General features: G+C 49.4%; 17 protein-coding genes and 2 pseudogenes. 12 read left to right on the forward strand and 7 right to left on the reverse strand.

Annotated elements, in window-relative coordinates; translation table 11 throughout:
• A complete protein-coding gene (locus tag SK36_RS24320; RefSeq protein WP_048221294.1) occupies positions 1–1266 on the forward strand; it encodes a tail fiber domain-containing protein in 1266 nt (421 codons plus the stop codon).
• A 144-nt stretch (positions 1267–1410) separates the two neighbouring features.
• Here SK36_RS24320 and SK36_RS23505 read toward each other — a convergent pair.
• Positions 1411–1533, reverse strand: a pseudogene (locus SK36_RS23505) (DinI-like family protein); the annotation flags it as partial.
• 329 nt (positions 1534–1862) lie between these two features.
• On the opposite strand from SK36_RS23505, the gene SK36_RS08320 reads away from it, so the two are divergent.
• The gene (locus tag SK36_RS08320) at positions 1863–3383 is read left to right on the forward strand and encodes an EAL domain-containing protein (protein WP_269429442.1); all 1521 of its coding nucleotides are present in this window, start codon (positions 1863–1865) and stop codon (positions 3381–3383) included.
• A 438-nt stretch (positions 3384–3821) separates the two neighbouring features.
• Here SK36_RS08320 and SK36_RS25000 read toward each other — a convergent pair.
• Positions 3822–3917: pseudogene (locus SK36_RS25000) on the reverse strand (hypothetical protein); the annotation flags it as partial.
• The gene (locus SK36_RS08325; RefSeq protein ID WP_048221296.1) at positions 3914–4480 is read right to left on the reverse strand and encodes a hydrolase; all 567 of its coding nucleotides are present in this window, start codon (positions 4478–4480) and stop codon (positions 3914–3916) included. The pseudogene SK36_RS25000 and the gene SK36_RS08325, both read right to left, overlap by 4 nt.
• 264 nt (positions 4481–4744) lie before the next feature.
• Here SK36_RS08325 and aspS point away from each other — a divergent pair, with 264 nt between their 5' ends.
• The 6 genes from aspS to ruvB all read left to right on the forward strand — a co-directional run bounded on the left by aspS (position 4745) and on the right by ruvB (position 10001).
• Positions 4745–6517: an aspartate--tRNA ligase gene (aspS, locus tag SK36_RS08330; RefSeq protein ID WP_045444133.1), complete on the forward strand. Its 1773-nt coding sequence runs from the start codon at positions 4745–4747 to the stop codon at positions 6515–6517.
• 1 nt (position 6518) lies between these two features.
• Entirely contained in the window at positions 6519–6962 is a 444-nt protein-coding gene (gene nudB, locus SK36_RS08335) for a dihydroneopterin triphosphate diphosphatase (RefSeq protein ID WP_045444130.1), read from the forward strand.
• Between the two features lie 28 nt (positions 6963–6990).
• On the forward strand, positions 6991–7734 hold the full coding sequence (locus SK36_RS08340; RefSeq protein WP_045444127.1) for a YebC/PmpR family DNA-binding transcriptional regulator: 744 nt from the start codon (positions 6991–6993) through the stop codon (positions 7732–7734).
• Positions 7735–7768: 34 nt separating this feature from the next.
• Positions 7769–8290, forward strand: a complete 522-nt coding sequence (gene ruvC, locus SK36_RS08345) for a crossover junction endodeoxyribonuclease RuvC (RefSeq protein WP_048221297.1) — start codon at positions 7769–7771, stop codon at positions 8288–8290.
• Positions 8291–8370: 80 nt separating this feature from the next.
• A complete protein-coding gene (gene ruvA, locus SK36_RS08350; protein ID WP_045444121.1) occupies positions 8371–8982 on the forward strand; it encodes a Holliday junction branch migration protein RuvA in 612 nt (203 codons plus the stop codon).
• A gap of 8 nt (positions 8983–8990) precedes the next feature.
• Positions 8991–10001: a Holliday junction branch migration DNA helicase RuvB gene (gene ruvB / locus SK36_RS08355; protein WP_045444118.1), complete on the forward strand. Its 1011-nt coding sequence runs from the start codon at positions 8991–8993 to the stop codon at positions 9999–10001.
• A gap of 83 nt (positions 10002–10084) precedes the next feature.
• On the opposite strand, the gene znuB is transcribed toward ruvB, so the two are convergent.
• Positions 10085–10870 carry a zinc ABC transporter permease subunit ZnuB gene (gene znuB, locus SK36_RS08360; protein WP_048221298.1) on the reverse strand — a complete coding sequence of 262 codons (786 nt, stop codon included), beginning with the start codon at positions 10868–10870 and terminating at the stop codon, positions 10085–10087.
• Entirely contained in the window at positions 10867–11622 is a 756-nt protein-coding gene (znuC, locus tag SK36_RS08365) for a zinc ABC transporter ATP-binding protein ZnuC (RefSeq protein WP_045444112.1), read from the reverse strand. The genes znuB and znuC overlap by 4 nt, the downstream gene beginning before the upstream one ends.
• A gap of 78 nt (positions 11623–11700) precedes the next feature.
• On the opposite strand from znuC, the gene znuA reads away from it, so the two are divergent.
• The 3 genes from znuA to lpxM all read left to right on the forward strand — a co-directional run bounded on the left by znuA (position 11701) and on the right by lpxM (position 15072).
• Positions 11701–12645 (forward strand): zinc ABC transporter substrate-binding protein ZnuA, encoded by a 945-nt coding sequence (gene znuA / locus SK36_RS08370; RefSeq protein ID WP_045449673.1) that lies wholly within the window; start codon positions 11701–11703, stop codon positions 12643–12645.
• Positions 12646–12660: 15 nt separating this feature from the next.
• Positions 12661–13980 carry a murein DD-endopeptidase MepM gene (gene mepM / locus SK36_RS08375; RefSeq protein WP_071828974.1) on the forward strand — a complete coding sequence of 440 codons (1320 nt, stop codon included), beginning with the start codon at positions 12661–12663 and terminating at the stop codon, positions 13978–13980.
• A 120-nt stretch (positions 13981–14100) separates the two neighbouring features.
• On the forward strand, positions 14101–15072 hold the full coding sequence (gene lpxM, locus SK36_RS08380) for a lauroyl-Kdo(2)-lipid IV(A) myristoyltransferase (RefSeq protein WP_048222649.1): 972 nt from the start codon (positions 14101–14103) through the stop codon (positions 15070–15072).
• Positions 15073–15118: 46 nt separating this feature from the next.
• Here the strand turns inward: lpxM and pyk are convergent, their stop codons facing one another.
• On the reverse strand, positions 15119–16561 hold the full coding sequence (pyk, locus tag SK36_RS08385; protein ID WP_045444106.1) for a pyruvate kinase: 1443 nt from the start codon (positions 16559–16561) through the stop codon (positions 15119–15121).
• 120 nt (positions 16562–16681) lie between these two features.
• Entirely contained in the window at positions 16682–17551 is an 870-nt protein-coding gene (locus tag SK36_RS08390; RefSeq protein WP_045444103.1) for a MurR/RpiR family transcriptional regulator, read from the reverse strand.
• Between the two features lie 364 nt (positions 17552–17915).
• On the opposite strand from SK36_RS08390, the gene zwf reads away from it, so the two are divergent.
• Positions 17916–19391: a glucose-6-phosphate dehydrogenase gene (zwf, locus tag SK36_RS08395; RefSeq protein ID WP_045444100.1), complete on the forward strand. Its 1476-nt coding sequence runs from the start codon at positions 17916–17918 to the stop codon at positions 19389–19391.
• Positions 19392–19470: the final 79 nt, after the last annotated feature.

Here is a 19470-nt window from a genome sequence, read left to right on the forward strand (position 1 = left end):
ATGTCAGCAGGAACCTTAACCCTAACGAATAACTCTGCTGCGGTCGCAGGCAGCGGGACCGCGTTTACTACTGAGGTGGCGGCAGGAGATTTTATTGTTGTTACTGTCGGTGGTATTCCCTATACGCTCCCGGTTAAGTCCGTGGAAAGTGGTACAGGGCTGACTTTGGTTAGCAATTTCACTGGACCAACACAATCCGGCGCGGCCTGGTCTGCCGTTCCCCGCGTGGCGCTGAATATGGTTACCGCGGCGCTGGTAACCCAAAGTGCTGAAGCACTTCGTGGCCTGAACTACGACAAGCAAAACTGGCAGCAGGTATTCAGTGGTACGGGAAATATCACAGTAAAACTGCCGGATGGAAGTTCATATACAGGACCATCATGGAAATATCTGTCTGACAATATGGCTACAAAGTCGGACGGGGCTGTACCTGTTGATCAGGGCGGCACCGGTTCTACCACTGCATCTGGCGCTCGCTCAAACCTCGATTTAGGAGATAGCGCCACTAGGAACGTTGGCACGACAGTGGGAACGGTTGCAGGTGGTGATGATTCGCGTCTGAACACCATAAATGGTAAAACCGGCGGTCAAATTAATAGTGGTGTGAATCTGGCATGGGGAACGGATGGCGTTTTCTCTCACTCTCTGGGGTTTGATGTAATCCCCGGACAGGAAGCGGCCAGACTCCGTGGGTCACGTGCTGATTTTACCGATGGTACTAACCGTGTGATCCTGAACCTTGATTCCGTTGGGAACAGGCGTACCGTGTTTTACGCCAACGGAGGCATTTTATGCCAGCCCGGTATTTATGGTGGTCCGCAAATGTACTCAACCTTCCTTAATTTCGTTGGCGGGCCTGTAGATTTATGGGTTGATAATTCGCGAATGGGGGCACTCCAGCTAACAACCACATCCGACATACATCTTAAAAAAGAAATAAAATATCTCTCGGATAAAAACGTGATGGGTGAGTTGTCCGCAGCTACCACAGCACTGAATGAAGTTATGGAGTGGAAGCCCGCGACGTTCAGGTTTAAGAAGCGAGGTATTATTCCTGAGAGCGAAACGAAGCTTGGATTTATCGCAAATGACCTGGTGGTGACGTCCCCGGAGTGTGTGAAGGGAAAAGGTCTGGAAGATGGATATGATGAGAATGATACTACCGACGCATATTCTCTGGATGAGACAGCAATGATTGCCAAACTGACGTTATCAATTCAGGCATTACAGAAACAAATTACTGAACTTCAGAACAGCAGTGTGTGATGCCTTTCTTGTGATATGAATTGCCGCAGTCACGTCGTATGCAAGAGCGGGCGGCGGCGAACTGGCGAACGTTCGATAGTGCGAGTATTGAATGATTGCCAGTCGCAGCGGATTGTACTTAAGCAATATGACGGTTCAGGGCGTTTAATCTGAAACCAGCCGCATATCAGCCTCTTCAAACATTTCCTGAACAGTACGGCTAATCTGTTCCTTCTCGTGCTTGCTGGTGTCAGTGTTGATCGCCGGCAGTGTCATCATCGGTTTTACCTAAGTACCAGTATCGGGAAAAGGCGCGGTTTCACACTTATTTCCCTTAGAATTACATCCTTTACATTAGACCTATGAATACAAGATGAAGTGCCACTTATTTGGCTAAAATGCAAACACAAATCTAACTTGGATGTGGTTTTGTGTTATTTTATAACGTTCTTTTCTAATAAAAAACATAAAGATATATTTGTTTTAGCCGATAATCTGTTTTAACTGTATGTATTTGATTCACGACAGATAGTAGAATGTATGTTGTTACATAGGGTCAGGCATATAAAGAGGTCGGTGTGAAGAATAACCACAATTTAAAACGAATTAAGCCTTATGTGATATCAATCACGTTTTCATTTTTTATTTTTTTCTCATTGTCTGAGATTTCAATGTATTATATATACAAGGAGAGGATTGCATCATATACAGAACGAGTTTTGAATAGAAGCGTTAGTCTCATTCAACAGATTGATAAAATAAATGATAGTTATGAAATATTTAATGCTTATAGTCCTTGTAGTGAACTACAACTTCATGCTCTAAGAGTGGCCTTATGGCCCTATGCTCTTATAAAAGATATATCATTTATTTCAAATGGTGCAGTCATATGTAGTGCTTTATGGGGAGTGTTGCCAGCACCATTGCTTCTCAATATCTATGATAGAAAAGTTGAAAAGGACAATGTAACTTGGTTTTTTGGTGTGTTACTGGAAAATAATGTAAAAGCTGATTTGCTAAGCAATCAAAAATTAGCCATAACGATTTCACCATTTGCATTTAATAGATTTGTTACAGACCATGAAGAGAAGGGGTTTTCTGCAATTGTAGGTGACAGAGATCATTCACTTCATTTGTTCAAACTTGGTGAGCAGGTCGATCTTCTTGAAGAGGCTCAGCATGATAAATCCTACCAACTAGGACTTATTACCACGCAAAGCTGTAATAAAAATAATAATGTCTGTGTCATGGGGGGAGTTAAATTTCCGTGGATGAGTTTCGATAGTTGGTTAACGATGTTGTTGATTTCCTTTACATCTATTGTAACTGGTGTTCTTCTGGGTGGTTTTTATAATCAAAGAGTTGCACGTAAGCAATCATTAGTTTCAAGATTAAAAAATGCGATAAGAAGCGAATCATTATATCTTGTGTATCAACCTATTTATAAAATAAAAACCGGAAAAATTATTGGTGTGGAAGCACTAATTAGATGGGATGATCATGATATTGGTAGCATTCCTCCTGATATTTTTATCCCTATTGCAGAGAAGCATGGTTTAATCCAGGGAATAAGTGATTTTGTATTTCGAATGGTAGTAAAGCAAACCATGTCTCTTTCTGAGGAATTTGATATTTTTATAAGCATTAATGTTAGTTCTCAAGACCTTCTGTCGGAATCATTTCAAGAAAAAGTGTTTCAGATGATTGATGAATCAAATATAAAACCAGGTATGATAATGATGGAGTTAACAGAAAGGCAGAGCGCGGAAATAAATTCCCTCCAAAAGGTTATTTCTTTATTTAATAATAAAGGTATATCAATAGCTATTGATGATTTCGGGACTGGTCATTCAAATTTAAACTGGCTATCAAATTTACAAATAGATGAAATTAAAATTGATAAGTCAATTACAGATTCTATTGGTGAACCCTCTGTAAATAATAATATCGTATCAGGATTGGTGGAGATTTTTAAAGATATAACTAACAAAGTCGTTTTCGAAGGTGTCGAGACATCAACTCAGGTGAAATATTTAACTGAAATGTTCCCTGAGTGCGGTGTCCAAGGATGGTATTACTCACAGCCACTATCTATAGATAAATTGACAAAGTTAGTAAATGATATTAATGGGGTTTAATATGTATTGCATTGTTTTTATTGTTTAATTTTATATAAGATACGTGTAACCGTGTACCATATAAATTTAACAGCTGAACTTTAATATCTCGTGCCGAATATAGTTGACTAGTTGGTTCGAGATTGTATGGAATGTCTCGTTCGACTTCTTCAGCGAGAAGGGCGAGGTAGTCTTCACTCGTCATTGACTGTGAAAAGCGTCCACACATAGAAACCTCCCAATTTATAACAGACAGAAAGTATAGAATTTATAAGCGGCAGGCGGTGGACTTATGGGGCAAGGATGGGACAAAAATGCCTATTATGGGGCATATATGGGACATTAATGCACACATGAAGTTTACCGAATTTCATGAGATGTCATTTTTTAATATCTTGAATACACTAAAGAAAACTCATGCTCTTGGGCGTTCTTTAGTGATTTTTAAAATACCCGCGTCACACAGTTAAAGTGGCGGGCATACTCTTCCAGACTGGTGATACCCAGGCGCACCCATTTCGGGTGCGACCACTGCGGTAAGCCGATATAGATCATAGCGCTTGCAGGATCTCGTTAACGCTGCGCACGCGAGCAATACGCGGGAAAATATGCGTCATGCTGCCCTGATGTTGATCGGCACTGGCGGCGCTACAGGCGTCTTCCGCAATGATAAGGCTGAAACCCAGTTCCCAGGCGTTCCGAGCCGTTGACTCGACGCCGATATTGGTGGAGATGCCGCACAGGACGATGGTGTCGATGCCGCGACGGCGCAATTGTAGCTCAAGGTCAGTGCCGTAGAATGCTCCCCACTGGCGTTTGGTAACTTCCAGATCGCTGGCACATTTGCCCAGAGCGTGCGGGTAATCCCACCAGTTGTCGGGTAATGCTTTTGCCGGGATCTGTGCATCAACCGGCTGTTTCAACGCTTCGGCATAATTATCAGACCAGCCGACGCGAACCCACACTACTGGCGAACCGTGAGCACGAAATTTTTCCGCGAGGCTTGCCGCACGGGCCACAACGTCGTTAGCTGTGTGAGGACCACCGGCAAAGGGCAAAATCCCTTCCTGTAGGTCAATTGCGACAAGGGCGGTAGTTTTAGGGTTCAGTTCCAGCATGGTGACTCCAGTAAAAAAAGAATTCCGTTACACCTTAATCGCGATTCTGTGTGAAAGGGGCGACAATTTTTGTTATTTTTTGTGAGATTACGCAATACCCGCGTAGGAAACACGCGTACAGTCAGTACCGGACTTATCGTGCGGCAGAATTTCCAGTATAATAGCCGCCTTTTTTCATTCAGTTGTGACATTCAGCTAAAGCTGCGACTTCGTCATCTGCAAAGCAGGTGACAATCCGCCTGCGGCAAAGTTAAGGGATATCTCATGCGTACAGAATATTGCGGACAGCTACGCCTGTCCCACGAGGGGCAGCAGGTGACTCTGTGTGGTTGGGTCAACCGTCGTCGTGATCTTGGTAGCCTGATCTTTATCGATATGCGCGACCGCGAAGGTATCGTGCAGGTGTTTTTCGATCCGGACCGTGCGGACGCGTTAAAGCTGGCCTCCGAACTGCGTAATGAGTTCTGCATTCAGGTTACGGGCACTGTACGTGCGCGTGATGCGAAAAACGTCAACGCCGATATGGCGACCGGCGAAATTGAAGTTCTGGCGTCCGATCTGACCATCATTAACCGTTCAGATTCACTGCCGCTCGACTCTAACCATGTAAATACTGAAGAAGCGCGTCTGAAGTATCGCTATCTGGATCTGCGTCGCCCGGAAATGGCGCAGCGTCTGAAGACCCGCGCTAAAATTACCAGCCTGGTGCGTCGCTTTATGGATGACCATGGCTTCCTCGACATCGAAACCCCGATGTTGACCAAAGCTACACCGGAAGGCGCGCGCGACTATCTGGTGCCTTCACGTGTGCATAAAGGTAAATTCTACGCGCTGCCGCAGTCTCCTCAGTTGTTTAAACAGCTGCTGATGATGTCCGGCTTCGACCGTTACTACCAGATCGTCAAATGCTTCCGTGACGAAGATTTACGTGCTGACCGTCAGCCTGAATTTACCCAGATCGATGTTGAGACTTCCTTCATGACTGCACCACAGGTGCGTGAAGTGATGGAAGCTCTGGTGCGTAATTTGTGGCTGGAAGTAAAAGGTGTGGACCTGGGCGATTTCCCGATCATGACCTTTGCCGAAGCTGAGCGTCGTTACGGTTCCGATAAGCCGGATCTGCGTAACCCGATGGAACTGGTCGACGTTGCTGACCTGCTGAAATCTGTCGAATTTGCTGTGTTCTCTGGCCCGGCTAACGATCCGAAAGGCCGCGTAGCTGCCCTGCGCGTACCTGGCGGTGCCGCTCTGAGTCGTAAGCAGATCGACGACTACGGTAACTTCATTAAGATCTACGGCGCTAAAGGTCTGGCTTACATCAAAGTCACCGAGCGTGCGAAAGGTCTGGAAGGGATCAACAGTCCGGTGGCTAAGTTCCTGAATGCTTCAATCGTAGAAGCGATTCTGGAACGTACCGGCGCACAAGACGGCGATATGATTTTCTTTGGTGCCGACAACAAGAAGGTGGTTGCTGATGCCCTGGGCGCACTGCGTCTGAAACTGGGTAAAGACCTGAACCTGACAGATGAATCCAAATGGGCGCCGCTGTGGGTCATCGATTTCCCAATGTTCGAAGACGACGGCGAAGGCGGTCTGACCGCGATGCACCATCCGTTTACCGCACCGAAAGATATGACTGCCGCAGAGCTGAAAGCTGCGCCGGAAGATGCGGTTGCCAACGCTTACGATATGGTTATCAACGGTTATGAAGTGGGTGGCGGTTCTGTACGTATCCACAACGGTGACATGCAGCAGACTGTATTCGGTATTCTGGGTATTAATGAGCAAGAACAGCGCGAGAAGTTCGGCTTCCTGCTGGATGCGCTGAAATACGGTACTCCGCCGCATGCGGGTCTGGCATTTGGTCTGGATCGTCTGACCATGCTGTTGACCGGTACCGACAACATTCGTGACGTTATTGCCTTCCCGAAAACGACGGCTGCCGCGTGTCTGATGACCGAAGCGCCAAGTTTTGCCAACGAAGCTGCGCTGGCGGAACTGAGCATCCAGGTTGTGAAGAAGGCAGAGAATAACTGATATGAAGTACAAACAGCCTGTCTCGGTGTTAGTCGTGATTTATGCAAAGGACACCGGGAGAGTGCTGATGTTACAGCGACGCGACGATCCTGATTTCTGGCAGTCGGTCACCGGCAGCCTTGAAGAAGGTGAAACCGCGTCGCAAGCCGCCATGCGCGAAGTAAAGGAAGAGGTCACCATTGATGTTGCCTGCGAGCAACTGACCTTAATTGACTGCCAGCGCACGGTGGAGTTCGAGATTTTTAGTCATTTACGTCATCGCTACGCACCGGGAATCGAACGAAATACGGAATCCTGGTTTTGCCTGGCACTTCCCTCTGAACGAGAGATCGTGTTCACCGAACATCTGACCTATCGTTGGGTTGATGCAGCAGAGGCTGCACAGTTAACCAAGTCGTGGAGTAACCGGCAGGCGATTGAAGAATTTGTAATTAACGTCGCCTGAGAAGGCACGCTTTTTGGAGATATTATTTATGGCAGGTCATAGTAAATGGGCCAACACCAGACATCGTAAAGCAGCGCAGGATGCTAAGCGTGGCAAAATCTTCACCAAGATCATTCGTGAGCTGGTGACGGCGGCCAAACTTGGCGGCGGCGATCCGGATGCGAACCCGCGTCTGCGCGCAGCGGTTGATAAAGCACTGGCTAACAACATGACGCGTGACACCCTGAACCGTGCAATCGCGCGTGGCGTCGGCGGTGATGATGATGCGAACATGGAAACCATCATCTATGAAGGTTATGGTCCTGGCGGCACTGCGGTCATGATTGAATGCCTGTCTGATAACCGTAACCGTACCGTTGCGGAAGTGCGCCATGCGTTCACCAAAACCGGTGGCAACCTTGGCACCGACGGTTCCGTTGCTTACCTGTTCAGCAAAAAAGGCGTGATTTCCTTCGAGCAGGGTGACGAAGACACCATCATGGAAGCGGCGTTGGAAGCGGGTGCTGAAGACGTTGTAACCTTCGACGACGGTGCAATTGACGTTTACACCGCGTGGGAAGAGATGGGTAAAGTGCGTGATGCACTGGAAGCTGCAGGTCTGAAAGCAGACAGCGCTGAAGTGACGATGATCCCGTCAACCAAAGCGGATATGGATGCAGAAACTGCGCCGAAACTGATGCGTCTGATCGATATGCTGGAAGACTGCGACGACGTTCAGGAAGTTTATCATAACGGTGAGATCTCTGATGAGGTTGCCGCTACGTTAGAATGATGTGGTTAAGCCATAAACTAACAGGAGATGCGTGATGTCTATTATTCTCGGCATTGACCCGGGATCGCGCATCACCGGTTATGGCGTAATCCGTCAGGTTGGCAGACAGCTAACCTATCTCGGTAGTGGGTGTATTCGCACTAAAGTTGACGATCTGCCGTCTCGCCTGAAGCTGATTTATGCGGGCGTTTCGGAAATCATCACCCAGTTTCAGCCAGATTATTTCGCGATAGAGCAGGTCTTTATGGCGAAAAACGCTGACTCGGCGCTCAAGCTCGGGCAAGCGCGCGGAGTAGCGATTGTTGCTGCTGTAAACCAGGACCTTCCGGTGTTTGAATATGCTGCGCGGCAGGTGAAACAAACCGTCGTAGGGATAGGCAGCGCGGAGAAAAGTCAGGTACAGCACATGGTGCGCACGTTACTTAAACTCCCGGCAACCCCCCAGGCAGATGCTGCGGATGCGCTGGCTATTGCCATCACCCACTGCCACGTCAGCCAGAACGCCATGCAAATGAGCGATACCCGGCTGAATTTAGCGCGTGGTCGATTACGTTAGTGATAAATGAGGCTGGATATCTATCCAGCCTTTTTTTATGATAGCGCATTACCTTTTAGCCCTTAACGCAGGAGCGTCACGTGATTGGCAGACTCAGAGGCATCATTCTCGAAAAACAACCCCCGCTGGTACTGTTAGAAGTAGGCGGTGTAGGCTATGAAGTCCACATGCCGATGACCTGCTTCTATGAGCTGCCGGAGTCAGGAAAAGAAGCCATTGTTTTCACGCATTTTGTCGTACGTGAAGACGCACAGTTGCTGTACGGCTTTAATAACAAACAGGAACGTACACTGTTTAAAGAGTTAATAAAAACCAACGGTGTTGGACCCAAGCTGGCACTGGCTATTCTCTCGGGTATGTCTGCGCAGCAGTTCGTTAATGCCGTTGAACGCGAAGAGCTAGGCGCGCTGGTCAAACTACCGGGTATTGGTAAGAAAACCGCTGAACGCCTGATTGTCGAGATGAAGGACCGCTTTAAGGGTCTGCATGGCGATCTCTTCACGCCGGCAGCCGATCTGGTGCTGACGTCACCTGCTGGTCCGGAAACGGATGACGCTGAGCAGGAAGCGGTTGCTGCGCTCGTGGCGTTAGGCTATAAACCACAGGAAGCCAGTCGCATGGTGAGCAAAATTGCCCGCCCTGATGCCAGCAGTGAAACCCTGATTCGTGAAGCGCTCCGCGCTGCATTGTGAGGTAAAGGATGATTGAAGCAGATCGCCTGATTTCGGCTGCCAGCACCACGCCTGAAGACCTGGTGGATCGCGCGATCCGCCCCAAATTGCTGGAGGAGTATATCGGCCAGCCTCAGGTTCGCTCGCAAATGGAAATCTTTATCCAGGCAGCGAAACTGCGCGGCGATGCCCTCGATCACCTGCTGATCTTTGGGCCTCCCGGTCTCGGAAAAACGACACTTGCCAATATCGTTGCCAATGAAATGGGGGTAAACCTGCGTACCACTTCCGGCCCGGTACTGGAAAAAGCAGGCGATTTGGCAGCAATGCTCACCAACCTTGAACCTCACGATGTCCTGTTTATCGATGAAATTCATCGCTTATCGCCCGTTGTGGAAGAGGTTCTGTATCCGGCGATGGAAGATTATCAGCTGGATATCATGATTGGCGAAGGGCCGGCTGCGCGTTCTATTAAGATTGATTTGCCACCGTTTACGTTGATCGGCGCGACAACCCGTGCCGGGTCGTTAACGTCCCCATTGCGCGATCGTTTTGGTATTGTGCAGCGACTGGAGTTCTATCAGGTTGCGGACCTTCAGCACATTGTCGGGCGTAGCGCACGTTACATGGGGCTGGAAATGAGTGACGAAGGGGCGCTGGAAGTGGCTCGTCGTGCACGTGGCACCCCGCGTATAGCCAACCGCTTGCTACGTCGCGTGCGAGATTTTGCCGAAGTGAAGCATGACGGAACAATCTCAGCGGATATTGCTGCCCAGGCGCTGGATATGCTCAATGTTGACGCCGAAGGGTTCGACTACATGGACCGCAAACTGTTGCTGGCAGTGATCGATAAATTCTTTGGTGGACCAGTGGGGCTGGACAACCTGGCCGCTGCGATTGGGGAAGAACGCGAAACCATTGAGGACGTGCTGGAACCGTATTTGATTCAACAAGGGTTTCTGCAACGTACGCCGCGAGGACGCATGGCGACGGTTCGCGCGTGGAACCATTTCGGTATTACACCGCCTGCAATGCCCTGAGTCAGCGTTATACGTTTATCCGACCTACAATTCTGTAGGCCGGATAAGATACATCAGCATCACTATTCGCTAATGCAGCGCACTCAGCTAGCCTGCTTCTTCATCATGCTGAAGATAAACAGCAGCGCAGCGCACAGCACTACTGAAGGACCTGCTGGCGTATCATAGAAGGCTGAGAACGTTAACCCGCCTGTAACCGCTATTATTCCCACTCCAACAGCAACGCCTGCCATCTGCTCTGGCGTACGAGCGAAACGACGTGCGGTTGCTGCCGGGATTATCAGCAGTGAGGTAATAATCAGAGCCCCAACGAACTTCATCGCGACACCAATAGTTAACGCTGTCACCAGCATCAGCAGCAATTTAACGCGCTGCAGCTTCACGCCATCGACAAATGCGAGGTCCGGGCTGATGGTCATCGACAGTAAGTTGCGCCACTGCCAAAAAAGTATTGCCAGAACAATCACAACGCCAATGGCAATGGAGATCAAATCCTCCGGCGTAACAGCCAGCAAATCACCGAACAGATAAGCCATCAGATCCACGCGAATATTGGACATCAGGCTAACGACAACCAGACCCAGTGACAACGCACTGTGCGCCATAATGCCGAGTAAAGTATCGATCGCGAGGTGAGGGCGTTTCTCCAGCCACACCAGGCCAGCGGCCAGCATTAGCGTGACAGCAATGACGGCATAGAAAGGATTAACATCCAGCAGCAGGCCAAAGGCGACACCCAGCAGTGAGGCATGCGCCAGTGTATCGCCAAAATAGGACATACGACGCCAGACAACAAACGAGCCGAGCGGGCCGGCAGCGCAGGCCAGCATGATCCCGGCTAACCAACCGGGCAATAACAATTCAATCATGAGTGACCATTTCCCCGACGTAATACGATACGACCCTGTAAATCGTGGCGATGATTATGGTTGTGGCGGTATATTCCGAGTTGTTCGGCGCCGCGCTGCCCGAACATAGAGATGAATTCCGGATGCATAGAAACCACTTCCGGCGTGCCGGAGCAGCAAATGTGATGGTTCAGACACAGTACTTCATCTGTTTTTGCCATCACCAGATGCAGGTCATGAGAAACCATCAGTACGGCACAGTCCAGTTCACGTCGCAGTTGATCAATAAGGTCGTACAAAGCGACCTGACCATTCACATCGACTCCTTGAGTCGGCTCATCAAGCACCAGTAACTGGGGTTTGTTTAGCAATGCGCGGGCCAGCAGAACACGCTGTGTTTCTCCGCCAGACAGCTTTTGCATCGGCGCATTCATCAGGTGTCCGGCCTGAACGCGTTTGAGAGCAGGAAGAATATCTGCTTTTTGCGTGTCTGGACGTAAGCGTAGAAAACGGCTTACCGTTAGTGGCAGCGTGGTGTCGAGGTATAGTTTTTGTGGCACATAGCCAATTCGCAACTGTCCGTTGCGCGTGATAACTCCTTCATCAGCCGCTACCAGCCCCAGGACAACGCGCACCAGCGTAGACTTCCCGGCGCCATTCGGGCCGAGGAGCGTTAAAATTTTACCGGGTCGAAGCTCAAGCGATACGTCAGAAAGGACGCGGCGTTGACCATAAGAGACCGAGACATTTTCCAGTGAAACCAAAGTCGTCATATCAATTTTAGTCTTGCAGAAGTTATAGAATGTTATAATATCACATTTCTCACATTCATTACGATGATTGGTCGCATTATGTTACATAAAAATACGCTTCTTTTCGCAGCATTATCCGCTGCTCTTTGGGGTAGTGCAACACAGGCTGCAAATGCCGCTGTGGTGGCCTCTCTCAAGCCACTAGGTTTCATCGCTTCAGCGATTGCTGATGGGGTAACAGACACCCAGGTTCTCCTGCCTGATGGCGCATCCGAACATGATTATTCATTACGTCCATCAGACGTAAAACGCTTACAGGGCGCGGACTTAGTTGTCTGGATTGGCCCAGAAATGGAAGCGTTTATGGAAAAATCCGTCAAGAATATTCCTAATGGAAAACAGGTAACGATTGCGCAGCTCTCCGACGTGAAACCGTTGCTCATGAAAGGGGCTGACGATGACGATGACGATCATGGGCACGGTGATGCACATGGTGAAAAAAGTGACGAACATCACCATCATGGTGATTACAACATGCATCTTTGGCTCTCCCCAGAGATAGCGCGGGCTTCAGCGGTTGCAATCCATGAAAAATTAGTGGAACTTATGCCGCAAAGTCGAGCCAAACTTGACGCCAACCTGAAGGATTTTGAGGCACAATTAGCCGCAACCGATAAGCAGGTAGGTAACGAGCTCGCGCCGCTCAAGGGTAAAGGTTATTTCGTTTTTCATGATGCTTACGGCTACTACGAAAAACACTACGGACTAACACCGCTTGGTCACTTTACCGTGAACCCTGAGATTCAGCCTGGTGCGCAGCGTTTACATGAAATAAGAACACAGTTGGTTGAGCAAAAAGCAACCTGCGTTTTTGCTGAGCCACAGTTCAGGCCAGCGGTCGTTGAAGCCGTTGCGAGAGGGACGTCCGTTCGAATGGGAACGTTGGATCCCCTCGGAACAAATATCAAACTGGGTAAAACAAGCTATTCAGCGTTTCTGAACCAATTAGCCAACCAGTATGCGAGCTGCCTGAAAGGAGATTAATGAGGAAGTGAATACGTGCAACAGATAGCCCGCTCTGTCGCTCTGGCATTTAATAATCTGCCCCGACCCCATCGCGTTATGCTGGGGTCGCTTACCGTTCTTACACTGGCCGTCGCCGTCTGGCGGCCTTATGTTTACCACCCCGAATCTGCACCAATTGTTAAAACCATCGAGCTGGAAAAAAGCGAGATCCGTTCTCTGTTGCCCGAGGCCAGCGAACCTATCGATCAGGCCGCTCAGGAAGATGAAGCAATTCCACAGGATGAGCTGGATGATAAAACCTCTGGCGAGGTTGGCGTTCATGAATATGTTGTTTCTACCGGTGATACGCTGAGCAGCATTCTGAATCAGTATGGCATTGATATGGGTGATATCAGCCAGCTTGCCGCTGCGGATAAAGAGTTGCGAAACCTGAAAATTGGTCAGCAGCTTTCCTGGACACTGAGTTCGGAAGGTGATTTACAGCGCTTGACCTGGGAAGTTTCTCGTCGTGAAACCCGCACTTACGATCGCACCGCGACGGGTTTCAAAATGAGCAGCGAAATGCAGCAGGGCGACTGGGTTAACAGCCGTATCAAAGGAACCGTGGGCGGGAGTTTTGTCGCCAGCGCAAGAGATGCCGGATTGACCAGTTCTGAAATCAGTGCGGTGATCAAGGCCATGCAGTGGCAGATGGACTTCCGTAAACTGAAAAAAGGCGATGAGTTCTCGGTTCTGATGTCTCGCGAAATGCTGGACGGGAAGCGTGAACAAAGTCAGTTGCTGGGCGTACGCTTACGCTCTGAAGGCAAAGATTATTACGCGATCCGCGCTGAAGACGGTAAATTCTATGACCGTAATGGTACGGGGCTTGCGAAAGGTTTTATGCGCTTCCCTACGGCGAAGCAATTCCGTATCTCATCGAACTTTAACCCGCGCCGCCTGAATCCTGTAACCGGACGCGTTGCACCGCATAAAGGTGTCGATTTTGCGATGCCGCAGGGGACGCCGGTACTGTCGGTGGGTGATGGTGAAGTGGTTGTCGCGAAACGCAGTGGTGCTGCTGGTTACTATGTAGCTATCCGTCATGGCCGTACCTATACCACCCGCTATATGCACCTGCGTAAGCTGTTGGTTAAGCCGGGGCAGAAAGTGAAACGTGGCGACCGTATTGCGCTTTCAGGCAACACCGGACGTTCAACCGGTCCACATCTGCACTACGAAGTATGGGTTAACCAGCAGGCCGTGAATCCGCTGACGGCAAAACTGCCGCGTACGGAAGGGTTGACCGGCTCGGATCGTACCGATTACCTGGCACAGGTGAAAGAGGTTCTGCCTCAACTGCGCTTCGATTAATAAACATACTGATGGAGCCGGCACGCAATGCGTGCCGGCTTTTTTTATTTTGTACGGGACACACTGCGCCGCTACACTATCAGCAGATTTACTTTTCGCGGCACCAGATACTGGAAGAGCATGGAAACGAAAAAAAAGAATATTGAGTACATTCCGGAGTTTCATAAATCATTTCGTCATCCGCGCTACTGGGGCGCCTGGCTGGGAGTGGCGGCGATAGCCGGGATTGCATTAACACCTGCGTCGTTTCGCGATCCTCTTCTGGCGAAGCTGGGGCGTCTTGTTGGTCGTCTGGGGAAAAGCTCCCGCCGCAGAGCGTTAATCAATTTATCTCTCTGCTTTCCTGAACGTAGTGAAGCCGAGCGCGAAGCCATTGTCGATGAGATGTTTGCGACCGCACCTCAGGCGATGGTCATGATGGCAGAGCTGGCGCTGCGTGGTCCGGAGAAAATTCAACATCGGGTAGACTGGCAAGGTCTGGATATCATTGATGAGATGCGCCAGAACAACGAGAAGGTGATTTTTCTCGTTCCTCACGGTTGGGGCGTGGACATCCCGGCGATGCTGATGGCGTCTCAGGGGCAGAAAATGGCCGCGATGTTCCACAACCAGGGAAACCCGGTATTTGATTATGTCTGGAACACAGTACGCCGTCGTTTCGGCGGTCGTTTACATGCGCGTAATGATGGTATCAAACCCTTTATTCAGTCGGTTCGTCAGGGATACTGGGGATACTATTTGCCGGATCAGGATCATGGTCCCGAGCATAGCGAGTTTGTGGATTTCTTTGCCACCTATAAAGCAACATTGCCGGCGATTGGCCGCCTGATGAAGGTATGTCATGCTCGCGTAGTACCGCTTTTCCCGGTGTATGATGGCAAAACGCACCGTCTGACGATTCAGGTTCGCCCGCCCATGGACGACATTCTGACGGCGGATGACAACACCATTGCCAGACGGATGAATGAAGAGGTGGAGATTTTTGTCGCTCCGCACCTCGAACAGTATACCTGGATTTTAAAGTTGCTTAAGACCCGTAAACCTGGCGAAATTGAGCCGTACAAACGCAAAGATCTCTACCCTAAAAAGTAAAAAAAAGCCTCTCGTCAGAGAGGCTTTTTTACATACAAATGCGTCACTATTCTACGGTCAGAATACGCGTGGTGTTAGTGGAGCCAATGGTGCTCATGACATCGCCCTGCGTCACAATAACCAGGTCACCGGAGACCAGATAGCCTTTGTCGCGCAGCAGGTTAACTGCCTCACTGGCCGCAACTACGCCGTCAGTTTCGCTGTCAAAATGAACCGGCGTGACGCCACGGTAAAGAGATGTCAGGTTCAGCGTACGCTCATGACGGGACATGGCGAAAATCGGCAGACCGGAACTGATACGCGAAGTCATCAGCGCAGTACGTCCTGATTCGGTCATGGCGATAATAGCAGTCACCCCTTTCAGGTGGTTAGCGGCATACATTGCGGACATGGCAATCGCTTCTTCAACGTTATCAAACTGTACGTCGAGGCGGTGTTTAGAGACATTAATACTTGGGATTTTTTCAGCACCCAGACATACGCGCGCCATTGCCGCGACGGTTTCAGCCGGGTACTGGCCTGCGGCTGTTTCTGCCGAAAGCATCACTGCGTCAGTGCCATCCAGCACGGCGTTAGCTACGTCCATGACTTCCGCACGGGTTGGCATCGGGTTGGTGATCATCGACTCCATCATCTGCGTAGCGGTAATGACCGCACGGTTCAACTGACGAGCACGACGAATCAACGCTTTCTGAATACCCACCAGTTCCGGGTCGCCAATCTCAACGCCCAGATCACCACGAGCAACCATGACCACGTCAGACGCAAGGATGATGTCATCCATCGCATTCTGGTCACAGACAGCTTCTGCACGTTCTACTTTTGCGACAATCTTCGCATCACAACCTGCATCGCGCGCCAGACGGCGGGCATAGTTAAGATCTTCGCCGCAGCGTGGGAAGGAGACCGCCAGATAGTCGACGCTTATCTGTGCGGCAGTAATAATGTCGGCCTTGTCTTTGTCGGTCAGCGCTTCAGCAGAGAGGCCACCACCCAGTTTGTTGATGCCTTTGTTGTTGGAGAGCGGGCCGCCGACGGTGACTTCGGTAAAGACTTTCATGCCCTGAACTTCCAGTACTTTTAGCTGTACGCGACCATCGTCCAGCAGCAGGATATCGCCTGGCACGACGTCGGCTGGCAGTCCTTTATAATCAATACCAACTTTTTCCTTGTCGCCTTCACCTTTACCCAGGTTGGCGTCTAACAGGAACTTGTCGCCAACATTGAGAAATACTTTACCTTCTTTAAAGGTGGATACGCGGATTTTAGGCCCCTGCAGGTCACCCAAAATGGCTACATGGCGTCCCAGTTTTGCGGCTATTTCACGGACCTTATCCGCACGCATTTTGTGATCTTCTGGAGAGCCGTGTGAAAAGTTCATACGTACGACGTTCGCACCCGCAGCGATAATTTTTTCAAGGTTGTTATCGCGGTCAGTTGCCGGGCCTAACGTGGTAACGATTTTGGTTCTGCGAAGCCTTCTGGACATGTAATACTCCGTTGACTGAAACAACTAGGTGTTGCGTGAACATTGATCCGGCCGTTCTCAAAAATTAACGGTAAAAATGAACGACCCGGATGATAAAAGGGTAGAACATTGTTATTGCTTTTAGCGGTCATTACCCTTGATGAGTAATTCTTTATCAAAACGCGATTCCTTGAGCGCTTCCTTGACACGCTTCAAGTTATCTCTAAATTTTGCCCCTCGGCGCAAAGTAAATCCTGTAGCCAGCACATCTATCACGGTCAGTTGAGCAAGTCGAGAGACCATGGGCATATAAATGTCAGTATCTTCCGGTACGTCGAGGGTAATAGCTAACGTAGCTTCTCGCGCCAGAGGCGTTCCGGGAGAAGTCAGTGCGATTACCATAGCATCGTTTTCCCGTGCCAACTGAGCCAGCTCCACCAGGCTCTTTGTTCTTCCGGTATGGGAAATGAGCACAATGACATCATCATCGCTACAATTCATACAACTCATGCGTTGCAGAACTATGTCGTCTGAATAAATAACTGGAACGTTAAAACGGAAGAATTTATTCATGGCGTCGTGCGCCACGGCTGCAGATGAACCCAGCCCAAAAAAGGCAATTTTTTTCGCCTGGGTTAATAGATCGACTGCACGATTTACCGCCGAGTTATCCAGCGACTGACGAACATGATCCAGGCTAGCCATCGCCGATTCGAAGATTTTCCCCGTGTAGGATTCTACGCTGTCATCCTCGTCCACATTGCGATTAACATAAGGGGTACCATTTGCCAGACTTTGCGCCAGATGCAGTTTAAAATCAGGAAAACCACGCGTGTCCATACTGCGACAGAATCGATTGACGGTCGGTTCGCTGACATTGGCTTCCAGGGCCAGCGTGGCAATGCTTGAATGAATTGCCTGGTCGGGTGAAGTAAGAATAACGTCGGCGACTTTACGTTCTGACTTGCTCAGATGTTCCAGTTTTAACTGGATTTTTTCCAGCATATTCATGATGTAGGTGGACTCATGGGTCATGGGCAAAAACGATTTCAACGATACAGGAAATCGAGAGATAATTTTGGTAGATAGTACCCCTGCTAAGGAAGGAACGGGGCAAAATGAACAGAAAAGTTGTTGTTTTTTTTCATTACATGATCGGAGTCGGGTTTTCCTGGTTCTTTATGGCTACGAAAAAAAGCGACTTTTTTATCCATTTTGCTGCGGTAAACGCCAACAAAGCCGTTGTTTACGGTAACAGCACGGCTGGATAAGCGTTTACGGTTCACTGAATCACGTAAAAGCAGTACAGTGCACTGTAATAAAATTACAACCAGTGTCTGGCAAAAGCACCAGGCACTTAACTGAGGAGAATGACATGGCGGTAACGCAAACAGCCCAGGCATGTGACCTGGTCATTTTCGGTGCGAAGGGCGATCTTGCGCGACGGAAATTGCTGCCTTCCCTGTATCAACTGGAAAAGGCCGGTCAGATTAGCCCGGATACCCGCATTATAGGGGTAGGACGTGCCGACTGGGACAAAGCAGCCTATACCAAGGTTGTACGCGAAGCGCTCGAAACCTTCATGAAAGAAAAGATTGATGAAGGTTTGTGGGACACCCTCAGTGGTCGCCTGGAGTTTTGTAATCTGGACGTTAATGATACCGCGGCATTTAACCGTCTGGGCGAGATGCTGGATCAGAAAGCACGTACCACTATTAACTATTTTGCTATGCCGCCAAGCACCTTTGGCGCAATCTGCAAAGGTTTGGGCGAAGCAAAACTGAACGCTAAACCTGCTCGTGTGGTAATGGAAAAACCGTTGGGGACGTCGCTGGCGACCTCCCGCGAAATCAACGACCAGGTGGGCGAGTATTTCGAAGAGTGCCAGGTTTACCGTATCGACCACTATCTCGGCAAAGAGACGGTACTGAACCTGTTGGCACTGCGTTTTGCCAACTCCCTGTTTGTGAACAACTGGGATAACCGCACTATCGATCACGTAGAAATTACCGTGGCGGAAGAGGTGGGTATTGAAGGTCGTTGGGGTTATTTTGACCAGGCCGGTCAAATGCGCGATATGATCCAGAACCACCTGTTGCAGATCCTGTGCATGATCGCGATGTCGCCGCCGTCCGACCTGAGCGCTGACAGCATCCGTGACGAAAAAGTGAAGGTACTGAAATCACTGCGCCGTATCGATCGCTCGAACGTACGTGAAAAAACGGTTCGTGGCCAGTACACCACTGGTTTTGCTCAGGGTAAAAAAGTTCCGGGGTATCTGGAAGAAGAAGGCGCGAACAAGAGCAGCAATACGGAAACCTTTGTTGCTATCCGCGTGGATATCGACAACTGGCGCTGGGCGGGTGTTCCATTCTACCTGCGTACCGGTAAGCGCCTGCCGACGAAATGCTCTGAAGTTGTTGTCTACTTCAAAACGCCTGAGCTGAATCTGTTTAAAGAATCCTGGCAGGATCTGCCGCAGAACAAACTGACAATCCGTTTGCAGCCTGATGAGGGTGTCGATATTCAGGTGCTTAACAAAGTACCGGGCCTGGACCACAAGCATAATCTGCAGATCACCAAGCTGGATCTGAGTTACTCCGAAACCTTCAATCAAACGCATCTGGCCGATGCTTACGAACGTTTGCTGCTGGAAACCATGCGTGGTATTCAGGCGCTGTTTGTACGCCGTGATGAGGTAGAAGAAGCGTGGAAGTGGGTTGACTCCATCACCGAAGCCTGGGCGATGGATAACGACGCGCCGAAGCCATACCAGGCGGGGACCTGGGGACCGGTTGCCTCCGTGGCGATGATCACTCGTGACGGTCGTTCCTGGAATGAATTCGAATAAAATATCACCTAATCATTAGGTGTTATTTTACCGGTAACATGATCTAACACAGATTGTAGAATAATTTTTGCACTTTTAA

Origin of the sequence: Citrobacter sp. MGH106 (assembly GCF_001037495.1) — a bacterium.
Lineage (GTDB): Bacteria > Pseudomonadota > Gammaproteobacteria > Enterobacterales > Enterobacteriaceae > Citrobacter > Citrobacter murliniae.